The 13,334-nt window shown below is 40.0% G+C and carries 13 protein-coding genes and 2 pseudogenes; 11 read left to right on the top strand and 4 right to left on the bottom strand.

Annotation, left to right across the window (positions count from 1 at the left end; translation table 11 throughout):
* Positions 1-46: 46 nt before the first annotated feature.
* Both QP775_RS04660 and QP775_RS04655 read left to right on the top strand, forming a co-directional pair.
* Positions 47-742: a response regulator transcription factor gene (locus QP775_RS04660; protein ID WP_285104002.1), complete on the top strand. Its 696-nt coding sequence runs from the start codon at positions 47-49 to the stop codon at positions 740-742.
* Positions 743-746: 4 nt separating this feature from the next.
* On the top strand, positions 747-1,982 hold the full coding sequence (locus QP775_RS04655) for a HAMP domain-containing sensor histidine kinase (RefSeq protein ID WP_285105703.1): 1,236 nt from the start codon (positions 747-749) through the stop codon (positions 1,980-1,982).
* A 790-nt stretch (positions 1,983-2,772) separates the two neighbouring features.
* On the opposite strand, the gene QP775_RS04650 is transcribed toward QP775_RS04655, so the two are convergent.
* The 3 genes from QP775_RS04650 to QP775_RS04640 form a co-directional block, all read right to left on the bottom strand.
* Positions 2,773-3,546: a hypothetical protein gene (locus tag QP775_RS04650; protein ID WP_285104000.1), complete on the bottom strand. Its 774-nt coding sequence runs from the start codon at positions 3,544-3,546 to the stop codon at positions 2,773-2,775.
* A gap of 503 nt (positions 3,547-4,049) precedes the next feature.
* Entirely contained in the window at positions 4,050-4,220 is a 171-nt protein-coding gene (locus QP775_RS04645; RefSeq protein WP_285103998.1) for a hypothetical protein, read from the bottom strand.
* A 263-nt stretch (positions 4,221-4,483) separates the two neighbouring features.
* Positions 4,484-5,116, bottom strand: coding sequence for a flavin reductase family protein (locus QP775_RS04640; RefSeq protein ID WP_285103996.1), 633 nt, complete (start codon positions 5,114-5,116; stop codon positions 4,484-4,486).
* A 164-nt stretch (positions 5,117-5,280) separates the two neighbouring features.
* On the opposite strand from QP775_RS04640, the gene QP775_RS04635 reads away from it, so the two are divergent.
* Both QP775_RS04635 and QP775_RS04630 read left to right on the top strand, forming a co-directional pair.
* Positions 5,281-5,661, top strand: coding sequence for a winged helix-turn-helix transcriptional regulator (locus QP775_RS04635; protein WP_285103994.1), 381 nt, complete (start codon positions 5,281-5,283; stop codon positions 5,659-5,661).
* Positions 5,662-5,705: 44 nt separating this feature from the next.
* Positions 5,706-5,849, top strand: a pseudogene (locus QP775_RS04630) (IS1595 family transposase); the annotation flags it as partial.
* 11 nt (positions 5,850-5,860) lie between these two features.
* Here QP775_RS04630 and QP775_RS04625 read toward each other — a convergent pair.
* Positions 5,861-6,094 (bottom strand): hypothetical protein, encoded by a 234-nt coding sequence (locus QP775_RS04625; protein ID WP_239331236.1) that lies wholly within the window; start codon positions 6,092-6,094, stop codon positions 5,861-5,863.
* Between the two features lie 165 nt (positions 6,095-6,259).
* On the opposite strand from QP775_RS04625, the pseudogene QP775_RS25850 reads away from it, so the two are divergent.
* The 7 genes and pseudogenes from QP775_RS25850 to QP775_RS04595 form a co-directional block, all read left to right on the top strand.
* Positions 6,260-6,394, top strand: a pseudogene (locus QP775_RS25850) (IS30 family transposase); the annotation flags it as partial.
* 112 nt (positions 6,395-6,506) lie between these two features.
* Positions 6,507-6,731 carry a hypothetical protein gene (locus tag QP775_RS04620; protein WP_285103991.1) on the top strand — a complete coding sequence of 75 codons (225 nt, stop codon included), beginning with the start codon at positions 6,507-6,509 and terminating at the stop codon, positions 6,729-6,731.
* Positions 6,732-6,985: 254 nt separating this feature from the next.
* Positions 6,986-7,375, top strand: coding sequence for a VOC family protein (locus QP775_RS04615; protein ID WP_239331230.1), 390 nt, complete (start codon positions 6,986-6,988; stop codon positions 7,373-7,375).
* A gap of 240 nt (positions 7,376-7,615) precedes the next feature.
* Positions 7,616-9,928, top strand: coding sequence for a fibronectin type III domain-containing protein (locus tag QP775_RS04610; protein ID WP_285103988.1), 2,313 nt, complete (start codon positions 7,616-7,618; stop codon positions 9,926-9,928).
* Between the two features lie 279 nt (positions 9,929-10,207).
* Positions 10,208-10,990, top strand: a complete 783-nt coding sequence (locus QP775_RS04605) for a DeoR/GlpR family DNA-binding transcription regulator (RefSeq protein WP_239331224.1) — start codon at positions 10,208-10,210, stop codon at positions 10,988-10,990.
* Positions 10,991-10,992: 2 nt separating this feature from the next.
* The gene (gene nagA, locus QP775_RS04600) at positions 10,993-12,138 is read left to right on the top strand and encodes an N-acetylglucosamine-6-phosphate deacetylase (RefSeq protein WP_285103985.1); all 1,146 of its coding nucleotides are present in this window, start codon (positions 10,993-10,995) and stop codon (positions 12,136-12,138) included.
* 192 nt (positions 12,139-12,330) lie between these two features.
* Entirely contained in the window at positions 12,331-13,263 is a 933-nt protein-coding gene (locus QP775_RS04595) for a hypothetical protein (protein ID WP_285103983.1), read from the top strand.
* The last annotated feature ends 71 nt before the right edge of the window (positions 13,264-13,334 follow it).

Here is a 13,334-nt window from a genome sequence, read left to right as displayed (position 1 = left end):
TTGTTGGCCTATGGCCGAAATTGAAAGAGGAGAAGGGGGCCACACGTTGAGTAACATATTGCTGGTTGAAGATGATGAAGCTCTTGGGCTAGCCATCGAATTTTCATTGAAAAATGAGGGGTATGAGGTAATTAGAGCCTCTAGTGTCAAAGAAGCGAAGCATCAGTATGATCATCATACTTTTGATTTAATTATTCTAGATATTGGCCTTCCAGATGGAAATGGCTATGATTTATGTGTGCATTTCAAAAAACATAGCGATACATCGGTTGTATTCTTAACCGCCCTGGATGAAGAAGCAAATGTGGTCATGGGACTGGATATAGGAGGGGATGATTATATCACGAAGCCTTTTCGCGTGAAGGAACTGATGTCCAGAGTGAAAGTGCAATTACGCAAGCAAGCGCTGCTGAAAACTACTTCGATGATCCTTACATCTGAAAATATTAAAATCGATATGAACCTAGTCAAGGTGTACAAAAATCAAGAGAGCGTTCCAGTAACGAATTCAGAATATAAGCTTCTCCTAGCTTTCATGATGAACGCCCACAAAGCATTGAAACGAGATGAACTCCTGCTAAATATGACGGACGGAGATGAAGTTTTTTTTGATGAAAATACGTTATCTGTATACATTAGGCGTTTAAGAGACAAGGTTGAAGATGATCCCCAAAATCCGCAGTTTATCGTCACGCAAAGAGGATTGGGCTATCGCTGGAATAAGGATGTGAGCAGAGAGTAAGATGATGAAAAATACCGAGTTGAAAGGCTACATAGCGATATTGGCCGTTCTGTTAACGTTATTTACCGTTTATCAATTGATTACCCAACAACTGTTCAACAATCAATTGAAAAGCGATTCCATTACAACTTGGGGGGAAATCACCGCAAGATTGGTCGAACAAAACCCTGAGAATGAAGCGGAAATTATGAAAGTCTTAACAAGCCATTCCTCTGATTCAATTCCGCATCAGGAAAAAGGGAGAGAGATCTTAAGGCAGTATGGATTATATGAGGGACTGGAGTCGCAGCTTTTTCCTCTATTAAATAACCATATCGCTAGCCATAATCAGTTTATGTATTGGGGATTGGTTTGTTTCGGATGTGTACTGATTCTGGCAAGCTACATGCAGTATAAGATGATTTTCCAGAAAATTAGACAGCTTACCTCGGCAGCCAAAAAAATCATCGATGGGGATTATTCAGTTGTCATCAATGAAAACAAAGAAGGGGATCTCGCTAAGCTGGTGGTTTCCTTTCGTTCGATGAAAGATATTATTCGAAAAAGCATGCAGGATTTGCGTGAAGAGAGAGAATTTTTAGTACAAATGCTGCAGGATATATCCCATCAATTAAAAACGCCGCTTTCTACGATATCCATCTACAATGAGATGATGCTGAATGAAAGCTTGCCGCGCCAGCAGCAAGTTCAGCTGCTGCAAAATAACGATGTGCAAATCTCTAGAATGCATCTCTTGATTCAAAATTTGTTGAAGGTAGCGAAAATCGATGCAAGAGCCATTTCATTTGAGAAAGAACCGGCCAATTTGGTTGAGTCCGTTGAGGATGCTATAGATCGCTTGGAGAACATGATTACTGATCGGAATATATTGATTGACTGGAATGGCCCGAAGGAAGTAGTCGTTGCACACGATAAACTATGGATGCAAGAAGCATTATTGAACCTGCTGAAGAATGCGATTGAGCACTCCGATCCCGGCGATAAGATCAAGATTACAATCGAAGATACACCAATTTATACGGAGTTGGTGATTCAAGACTTTGGGGAAGGAATTGCTGCTGAGGAATTGCCGCATATTTTTGAGAGATTCTATAAAGCAAGCGGTTCTAAAAAGCATGAATCGGTAGGAATTGGCTTGGCATTAGCCAAATCCATTATCGAAGCGCATCAAGCTTTGATTAAGGTGGAAAGTGAAAGATATGCCTATACCAAATTTACGGTTACCTTCATAAAGTTTTAAGTGTAGAAGAAAATGAGCAGCAGTTCTGGGCAGCTATGTCCCGTGCTGCTTTTTTATTATTAGTTTTTGGATCAAAACATAAGTATAAATGAATTATTAGAGAAAAAGAAAATACATCATACAGTCTCGAGAATCACGGCCACTTTTTTCTTTCTTGCTTAATTACTACCTCACCAGAAGAATACGGACGTTGCCGTAATCTGGCAGAGAAAAACGATGAATCTAAGTGTGTTGGGTTCTCGACAAGTGATTAATTGCTGATACTAAGTGTTTGTTACGGTTTCTCTTGATGACACTCACTTTCGTCCCATGATCAGAGTTGCTTGCTTGATCCAGTGATCTAAGGTAAAAGAAGATGAAGGATGGAAATTAGGAAATTATCTTGATGAAGTTAATTCATGGCGGAGGAAGTGTATCTCAAGCTTGTAAGTGACTTGGTATGCTGTATATGCTAAATTAGCTTTTTAGAGATTTCAAAGCGATTAAGAAAGTTTAACCCCTCTTTTGACCTTTTGGAGGCTATAAAGAAAGGCATTATCAGCGGACGTTCTGTATAGGAATGTCCGCTGATAATGCTCCATCTTTTTTTCGTGACCACTGAAATAGAGGCCGTCAAGGCAGTCCCATAATGTTTTTGATAATCAAATAGTAGTCTACAAAAAACTTAATAGGCGAGGGGACAAGCTAGTTTCATAATTGATTTAGGCACAAGGATAAATCATAAACGTAAGAACATCAGGTGGTTTACTTGGAAGCCACTAGAATGGGTCTAAAAATCATATTCCGTATTTTAATTGTTAATTATATTAGTTTTTGATAAAGGAATATTCACAGACATTATTAAGGACTGACCTCCATAAATATCACTTTGAATAACAGACATATCATAAGATATGCTTTCATAATTTCCAAATTGTTTTAAGTCAATTTGGCTTTCGTAATTAAAACTAAAATTATTATCTTTAATTGACGATTTGTCTTCTTGCTTCAAAATATTTTGATCTTTTATTTTTTTTGGTAATAATATTTTATAGCTGTACTTGTTTTGCCCTTTTTTCTTGATCTTCGCATTTATTTTGAATCTACCAGCATCTTCTAAGGTGTAGTAGGAATCTAAAAACCATGAATCTTCATTATTTTTATTATTAATATTTATTTTTTCGAGAAAGTATTGACCTGTTTGAAGTGTAAAAATAAGAGCATCATTTTCGTCAAAAAATTTAATTTTATTAAATTGCGGGATATATTTAGATAGTGAAATTGTGAATTTTCCATTATTCGTGATCTTTTTATCATGAAGTTTAACATTACTCACTACTGTTTTATTGTCTTGTAAAAGCTCCACCTTAGCTATTGTCCGTCTATCGTAATTGGCATAGAAGGATAAAAAAATAGTTTTAGTCACATCCGCTTCATTAAAAAAGAGATAAGAAACTTGATTTTTATTATTACGTTCTAGTTTGGGTACTAAATCAGCATCATTTTTATCTAGCTGTGATTGAGAAATATTAGATGAGTCAACTTTAGTGGGAATTGTATCATTTTTTGAACTGCAGCTGCTCATAATTACTATAAAAATAAATAAAATGACTGTTACGTGACTTTTTCTAAATTCGAATATTTATACCACTCCTTAATGGATGATATAATAACCGTTGATTGTTCTATCAACGGTTATTATATCATCTATTTATATCGGAAGAACCATTTATAAGTTCCATCACTGCCGTTGCTCTGCGCAGCCAGTCCTGTTTTACCCTCTCGAGGATACGACTAATATGTTCTTTTGATTTTATTAGCGCTCCAAAGCTCATAAGTGAATCCCTTTTCTGCATTGTAAGTTACAGTAGAGGGTTTTCCCCCAGCTTTGCCCCCAATTACCACTTATAGTAGCCTTAGCTATTAATGCGAAGTTATATTCAGTACTTCCACTAATCGTGTATTGAGAGGTACAAGTAGTTGCAAGAGACACACCAGCGGATGCATTCAATGCTACAAATGTATCCTTATCCCAAGAATCATAACGAAAATCTTAAGCAAATTGATTCCATGTGTTTGGAACAACAACTACTGGTAGAGGCGTATCTCTGTCGAAGTAGTATTTCCATAAGAAACAGTTGGTATAGTATTGCTTGGCGTATCCGCTGCACTTACGGGAATTGCGGCTCCCAAAAGAGTTATTGCTGTTATGCATGAAGCGATTGCTACTCTTTTTTTGTTTTTAAATAACACATCCATCTTTCCTCTCCTCGTTTAGAGGTATGGTGAATGGAATACAGCCAGCTCGTGCTATCTCGCGAAACCCGCATTTATACGATATGATTACGATAAGTGAAAACAACCTGATCTGTGGACACGCGTAGTGAAATCGGCTAATGGCCGGTTCTTCAATTCGGTGTTCTTGAAGGGAAAAGTATCCTTGAAAGAGTTGGTCTTGACATAAACATTGAGAAAATTGGAATGGAGAAAGATTTGTCATGACGGAGATGACATCTGCTCCGCTAAATATTTTTATCAGCTACATGTATAAGTGAAAATGTAGTTGTCAGTCCGGCATAGTCACCGGCTAAGCTTGCCAATGGCTTCCATTTATCCACTGCTGTTTTAAAATTTCCTGCATACGAAGCGGGGTCCATTTGCACATGCTCTATGATTCCAAGAACTAGATGATCTCCGCCGACGGGTATAATTCGATCGAGTTTTAGCTCGAAAGCGATCGGGGCTTCAAGTACAGCTGGTACATTCACACACTTACAGGGCTTGGGCGTGACTCCTGCAAGTTCAAACTCATTCTTTGAAGGTGCTACATTAGCGGAGGAACGCTGCATCGCTTCGCCTAGTGGCTCGGAAACCATATTAATAACATACTCTCCGAGCTCACGAATATTGGTCAGTGTATCCTTGACCGTACCGTCTCGTTCGCCTACGCCCGGGCCGATGGAAATCAGCAGTGTTGGTGGGTTACGGGAAGCAACAGTAAAAAAACTAAAGGGTGCCAAATTTAATACGCCTTCTTTGCTTTTGGACGAAACCCACGCAATGGGTCTCGGTACAACTGAACCGATCATCAATTTATACATTTCATGCTCACTTAAATCGCTCATATTAAACTCGATTGCATCATAGCTTGGCATAATTATTATCCTTTCATTACTTTTTGCGGTGGCAGTTTCGGTTTAAACTGTTAACCAGAGAGAAGTTCTGCTTGCACTTGGAACTCATACTAACACATATTCTCAAAAAAAATAGTATGCACTTTAAAGTGTGTACTTACTTTAAGGGAAGGGAACCCAATGAGATGATGAAACAGACCGAATCTACGGAAAAACAAAATAGCCTGACTCCGTTTGACTATACTTTAACCATGATTGGCGGCAAATGGAAAATGAAAATCATGTATCAACTAATCAACCAAGAGGTTATACGCTACGGTGAGCTCAAGCGGTGCATTCCATACATTACTCACAAGGTCCTGAGTTCCCAGTTGAAGGAGCTAGAAGAAAACAATATTATCAACCGGAGAGAATACCGGCAAACACCTCCTAAGGTGGAATATTCTTTAACTCCAAGGGGCAGAACTTTGATGCCAATTCTGGAGGCTATGTGCAAATGGGGGTTGCACAATCTCCCTAGTAATTTAAGTATTGAGCCTACAGAAAATAGCAGCTACGGAACCTAACAGTAAAATATAGTGGAGGGAATGTTTAGGTTTGGGAACCTTAAGGGGTTGTTACAAAATATTTGGATAACGGCCTTATTGGTTTCGTTGGTTATACTTAGCGTTTGATAAAACGAGTAGAGCAAATGCTTATTTCATCGTGTCAGAAGTCAAATTATAGAACAGTTGAAGTGTTAAGGTGTGCATAAAAAAAGACCCTTTAAAGAGTCTGTCTAAGCGGGTTTACCTTTTTCATCCCAAAATATGAAATTACCAATGCAATCGGAGCAACGAAAGGTAAAACAGGAGTCCAACCAATGAAATGAAAAACTGGTGCTAAGAAAGCCATCCCACCAAAGAATATTGATAATTGAGATTTTTTATGTAAACCATAAGCGGCGAATAATAATCCTACTATTATCAATATCACAAATGAGATATTAAGTAAATTCATATGATCACCTCCAGCTAATCTATAAAATAATTCTATGTATATTGTACACCAAATCACATAAAAATTTTATTTTATGACGAACTTGTAATATGAAGTGCGACAGCTAAAATCACAAAGAAGCCTATGGATGGAGTCGTGTAAAATGGAAGTTACCACACAACCATCATTTACAGGAGAACCCACCATGAGCTTTACATAATTGAACGAGGACAACTAGAAGTGCTGCATTGATTGGGTTGGTACTGCCGCAAAATTGGGCTTCAGCTAGGTCGACATTCTTCAAGTATTGCACGAGAATTGATAAGTATCCGAATAATAACATTATCGGATAAAATTCTAATAAGGCAATGATAGGTCGTTTTATTGCGAACTAATCTTCATTTATCTGAATTGGAAAAGAGGTTATGACTCAATGAATAGCAAGATTATTTGGGGGATAGTATTATTAGCGCTGAGTTTGTTTCTTAAGCCATTATTGGCGATTGTGGGCCTGAATGAAAGGTTGTTCGGATTGCACTGGCAAGGTGAAACTCTGTTTTCATTGAGTCCATTCTTAGTTCGGATTATTCTAGCAGTAATTGGGGTTATCATGCTTATCATCGGCGGTATGCAAGTTGCAAAGCAGAAGAATAAATAGTTGAAAGGATAGAGAGTACAATACTTGATCTTGCTACAATATTGAACATTAATAACCAAGGTTAGCTTTAGTATGTGGTAGTTAGCAAACTAATGAAATTTAAGTGTCCTATAACGTGATGACATACTAGCAATAGATTGCTTTCGACTGTAGGGGGCTACAAATAGTTCCTAGAGGATCTCAATACAGGTTAAAGACTGATATTCCGTAATCTAGCTTCATGTCTAAAAAAATCCGGAAAGGAAGTTTTATATATGAAACCTCAAGTAACCGTACTTACGTTGTTAACGAATGACGTTCCCCGAATGACTCGATTTTATCGGGATGTGCTTGGATTCCCAACTATTGTCGACTCTGAAGAGTACGTGGAGTTTGAAAATAGTGGCGTTCGCCTGTCCATTTGCTCCAAACAATTAATGGGGGCCAATACGAATGGCCATCACTCTTATTCCGAAGCGCATAGGGGACAAGCTTTGGAACTATGCTTCCCATGTGATTCGCCTGAACAGGTCCAATTAGCCTATGAGAAAATCATTTCAAATGGCGGCACTGCAATTAAAGAGCCTACGCTCATGCCTTGGGGACATACAGCCGCTTTTTTTGCCGATCCAGAAGGAAACATCCACTCCATCTATGCAGAATAACAAGCTGAGTCGAGTGTAGATATTCAAAATGAAATCGAGGGTATTATTGAATCAATTTAAATTATGTCTCGTAGTGCAGGAAATTCGATTTTCAACATAATAGAAATCGAATAAGAGCCATAAAATCAAGTTTTTTAACTTAAAATTTATAGTTTAAGTAAATAACTTAGGCATAACATAATAGTGTGTTACCATCTCTTTGGATAAAGATTTATATTTTATGAGAAAAGAGGGTATGAAATGCAGGTTAATCGTGCTTTGCAAAAGAAATGTTATCGAGCAGTTGCTATGTTAGTCATGTTTATGTTGTTATTCACCAATTTGGCTTTTGCTGACGAGGTGGAAGAACAGACAGTGGTGGCAAGTACTGAAATTGCAGCAAAATGGGATTTTACGAGCATTAAAAATGACCCCGGGGTGTTTAATGCTTCATCAGGCCTTTATAAAGATTCCTCGTCGATCGTACAAGAGGTTGGGGGAAGTACCAGACAGGGCTTTACTTTTGAAGAAAGCGAAAAAAGCATTCGTTATCAAGGTTGGGATAATGGTAAAGACAAAAAAGCATGGATTGCAACCCTCTCAACAAAAGGCCTGGAAAATATCACTTTATCTTCACAACAGAAATCCTCTTCCTCAGGACCAAGAGATTTCAAGGTCCAAATAAGCACAGATTTAACTAATTGGAAAGACGTAAACAAAGGTACGCTTCTACTAGGAACTGACTACAATGCTACAGGATCATTAGTAGATGCTCTGCTTCCAAACGAAGCCAATGATCAAAATCGATTATATATTCGCTGGCTTGTGAACTCAAATGCACGAGTATCAGGAAGTGACTCGATAGGAAATACGGGCTCGAGCAGAATAAGAGATGTTGTGGTCAGCGGCGAGCGCAAAACAGTAAATTCTCAGAAAATTCCCCAATTGTTAAATATGACATTCAACGGAGATCCCAAAACTAGTCTGGCATTTGCATGGTACACACCAAAAAACGTATCAGGAACAAAGCTGCAGGTTGTTGAAGCCGCAGAAGTAGTGAATGATGTATTCCCAGAAGCTAAAACGACTGTGTATACCGGAAGTTCCACTATTATTGAGACTTTCATGGTGAAAGGTGATCGATCAGCTAAGAAAAAGGAGAAATTTGCAAGCCATAAGGTCATTGCAAATCAGCTCAAGCCGGGTACGGCATACAAATACCGTGCTGGCAACGGAGATGCAGATGGATGGGGCCCTATTGGTTCTTTTACTACCGATCAAGTGAATAATGCGGATTTCCGCTTTGTTGTAGGCTCCGACTCGCAGGGCTCCAGCAAATCTACATTTGAGCTGTGGCAAGATACATTCCGCAAGGCGATTGATCATATTGGCGATCCGAAGTTCTTTATTTTAACCGGGGACTTGGTGGATAACGGCGATTTGGAATCCCAATGGCAATGGTTTCTAGGCGTTCCGCAGTATGAATTTGCTCGTGTTCCTTTTGTTCCCGTGCTTGGCGGACATGAAGTCAAAGACTATGACGGGGATGAAACGACAGATAACAATAATTTTTACAACCATTTTAATTTGCCAAAAAGCGTAGTTACAGGCACTCATGAGGGTTCTGTTTATGCTTTTGAATATGGGGATGCGCTCTTTATGCAATTTAACTCCCAGTTCGAGGGAGCACTCAATAAAAAAGGTGAACTGGATTGGGTGGATCCTGAATTCAATGCCCAGTTGGATTGGATGAGGAATCAAGTTGCAAAATCCGATAAGAAGTGGAAATTCGTATCCTTTCATAAAGGTCCGTATTCCTCAGGCGACAATGCGGGGCAGTGGGAAGATAGCCGCATCCAATTTTATAAGAAGTACTTGATACCTGTATTCGATGAGATGGGCATAGATATTGTGTTCGAAGCACATGATCATATGTATATGAGATCTTATCAAATGCTGAACGATAAGCCTATTAAAAACGTAATTAAAGATCCCCAAGGTAATGTAGTCAATCCTCAGGGTACCGTGTATCTGATGACAAACTCTGTAGGGGGAAAATTTTATGAGAAATACCCAGGGTATAATGATTATTTTGCTGTTATTAATGCTCAGCCGTTCAAAAAAATGTTCACCGATGTCTCGATCACTAATGAACTTCTCAAATTTACGTCATATACGGCGGCAAAAGGGGAGAGCGTAAAGAAATACGACGAGTACAGCATCAAGCGAACAGACGATAAGCCTGCTAAGGTAGAGCAAGCTAAAGTCAAAATCGAGAGTGGTGGCAAAGCCGTTATTTCATGGAATTCCCCTTCGGTTGTCACAGAGCCTGTCAGAGGATTCAGAATTTATGAGCAGGATGACAAGGTGAACAAAAATTGGAGCGTATATATTCCAGTTGTTGCAGGTCAAACCGAATATAAGTATACATTAAATAACGTTGATCCAAACAAAAGCTATCATTTTGTCATAAAGGCAGCTGGAGTTCGAAATAATTCGGAGCCGGTTCAGGTCAGTACAAGCACAGTACATGCGGATATCAAAGTGCCTGCTAATCCGGTTCCCGTGTATTAACAAACCGCATCTAGGTTCTAACGTATAACTCAATAAATAACCTCGGCGGCTGGAAGCTGCTGAGGTTATTTGCCGTTGCCTGTCTGAATAAGGGCAGCACAAAGGCGTTACATACTGGTTGGAAGTAATTCAGCAATAGATCTTATAATGTAAGTGGATTCTAGGTTCTAGAGTGTAGTTAATCACGATAAATACTTATAAATGCTTATTGTAATATTCAATGTACTTATATATACTTATGTTAAAGTATAAAATCATTATCAAAGGAGTGCACCCCGTTTGTTTCAAGAAGAAAGATTATTAAACATTCTTGATTACTTAAAGCAACATCAATCGATGAGTGTTGGCGAAATATGCTCGATTTTTCAAGTATCCAGAGACACAGCGCGCAGAGATATTGTCAAACTGGTTCAAGAAGGTGTCGTTGTTCGGACGCATGGCGGGGTAGCTCTTCCCAGTCTTCAGAAGGAGCTCTCTTCCTATCAGGAACGTCTCATTGAAGAATCCACCAGCAAGAACGCTATCGGTCAGCTTGGGGCTAAGCTGATTCACGATCATGAGACGGTATTTTTGGACGTATCGACAACTGTCCAATTTGTCGCGGAACATATTCAAGCGAAGCAGATTACCGCCGTTACACATTCAATTGATAATGTAAGCATTCTCTCCAAACGAGATGATTTGAACATTTATGTACTTGGCGGCTATCTGCATGCCCAGAACCGACTATTATATGGTCCCTCTGTTATCGATAAAATTAGTGAAATTCGTGCAGATAAGGCGTACATTGGGGCAACGTCCATTCAGCCAGACGGACTCTATTATCCCTATGAAGATGATGTTCGAGTGAAGAAGGAAATGGCCAAGCAATCGGATCAAGTGATCCTTGTTGTGGATCATACGAAATTCGCGGCAAAGTCAAGATTTAAGTTAGATTTTGATTACGTGGATATTATCGTGACAGATCAGTCTGTTAACAGTGAAATGAGAGAAGTATTAGATCAGAATAATATCACACTGATTGAATGTACAACAAATAATTCTGAGGACGGAGTTGAATAGAAATGAACAACAAAATCATTCATGATGTCAACGTATTGCTCCCACATCAAATCCTGCCTTCCGCGTCAGTTTGGATTACAAATGGGAAGGTAGAGCGTATTGAGACGCAAGAAGCTTCTACATTCGACGAGGACTACGAACGGATAGATGGCAAAGGGATGTGGCTCATCCCTGGGATGATAGATGTTCATATTCATGGAGCAAATGGCTACGATATGATGGATGGCACGGAAGAAAGTATTCAAGCAGTATCTCAGACATGTGCGGCCACCGGATGCACTTCATTCTTGGCGACAACTGTAAGTTCCACGATCGATGATCTACTGAACATGATTTGCCGCGTGAAATCGGTGGTTGGTCGTGAGCAAGGAGCTAAGATCGCTGGCATTCATTTGGAAGGACCTTATTTGAATCCGAGACGGAAAGGGATGCAGAATGAGAAATATCTTCGCCATCCTGATCTGGATGAAATGAAGCTTATATTCCGGGAAGCTGGTTCGCTTATAAAAATGGTGACGATTGCTCCAGAATTGCCGGGTGGACTAGAGCTGATTTCCTATTTAAAGGAGCAAGGAGTTGTCATTGCCGTTGCGCATTCTGATGCTACGTATGAGGAAGCGAAGGAAGCATTTGGGGCAGGCGCGAGTCATGTGACACATTGCTTTAATGGCATGAGACCAATTCATCATCGGGACCCCGGTCTGATCGTTGCCGCATTCGAGGAGCCGCATGTAAGTCTGCAAGCGATCGTCGACGAAGTTCATCTTCATCCAGCAATCATCCGTCTGATGCATCGTATTAAAGGACCGCAAGGGATGGTACTGATTACAGACGCGCTTCAAGCGATGGGTATGGGGGATGGAGAATATCTGTTTGGTGGCCATCATGTCACGGTATCCGAGGGAGTTGCAAGGTTAGCGGATGGTACTTTGGCATCAAGTACGGTAACAATGAATGAAGCGTTGCGACTAACTACAGCGCATGGAATATCCTTCACAGATGCTGTACAAATGGCTTCAACCTCACCTGCTCGTATTTTAGGTCTGACGAACAAAGGGAAAATTGAACTCGGCTATGACGCAGATTTTGTTCTTCTCAATGAGAAGTATGAAGTACAATGGACGATGATTGAGGGAAAACGGGTCTAATTCATTCGAATAATAACAAAAAGACGATCAACCACATGAATCATCAGTGTTGATCGTCTTTTTGTTGGAAGGTAAGCGTTAATAAGTAAGACATCCATTTCGACTGGCATCATGAATAATAGTGTCGCTTTTAATCTAGCTCGCTGAATAAAGAGCAAGAAATACATGAGCGGTTATGAAAGGATGAATGATATGACACGTTATTTGGGAAATGGCGCATATTGTTATGCCAATTCGGCTTCGATGCTGTTGTCGACGATCCGTGAGGATGTTGAGCCTGGTTTCTTTGAAGTTATGACAGGATTCGCGTTAGGAGCTTTTCTTTCAGAATCTAATTGGATCTTCTTCGATAGCTGCTCAAGCAGCCCTGATGAAGGTGTTAACCGAGCGTTTGATATACTCGGCTTTCATGTTCAAGAAAAAGTGAAACAAGACGGGGCACTAATGCCGTTGGACGAATTAAGAGAAGATCTTGCCGTATCACCGGTCATGTTAGGGCCTTTGGATATGGGGCATTTAACCTACAATCCAAATTATCGATATGTGGGAGGAAGTGATCATTATGTTCTTGCATTAGACATCAATGTACAAGAAATAATGCTGCACGATCCAGCAGGATATCCGTATGTATGGCTGCCGTTAGAGCAGTTGGATCTGGCCTGGAAGGCGGAACGAATCAAGTGCAGCCAAGGCTCTTACCGTTATTGGCTGTCACCTGAGCGGATAGAGTCCCCTTCAGTAGAACTTGTTTATGAGCGCTCCCTCCGTTTATTTCAATCCCGTTATAAGCAACAAGCAATATATGGAACTGATTCTAATCATGTGGTCGGTACAAACGCCATTCTCGCTAAAGCCGAACATATCAGAAGCGGAAATCTTGTCCACGGAGAGATCGAACATCTTATACATTTTGCACTACCGCTTGGTGCGAAACGGGCTATGGACTTTTCAAGATTTTTTGCTGGCAGCCATACGCAGTTAGCACATTTAAAAGAACTACAAGCCCGATTATTTGGCAAATGCCAATCTGCTGCGATGTTACAAGAGTGGTGCGTTCTCGCAGATACGCTAGAACAGCTTTCTGAAGTGGAGGGGGAGTTTGAGGCAGCTGTTACCGCTTTATAAATAAGGCCTAGGCTGATATGGGACTCATTGCCCACGTACCTCAGAGAGACGAGAGAAGCCCTATCACAGGA

The sequence above is a fragment of the Paenibacillus sp. UMB4589-SE434 genome (genome assembly GCF_030226685.1).
Classification (GTDB): domain Bacteria; phylum Bacillota; class Bacilli; order Paenibacillales; family Paenibacillaceae; genus Paenibacillus_B.
This window is presented reverse-complemented; position numbering and strand designations above follow the sequence as displayed.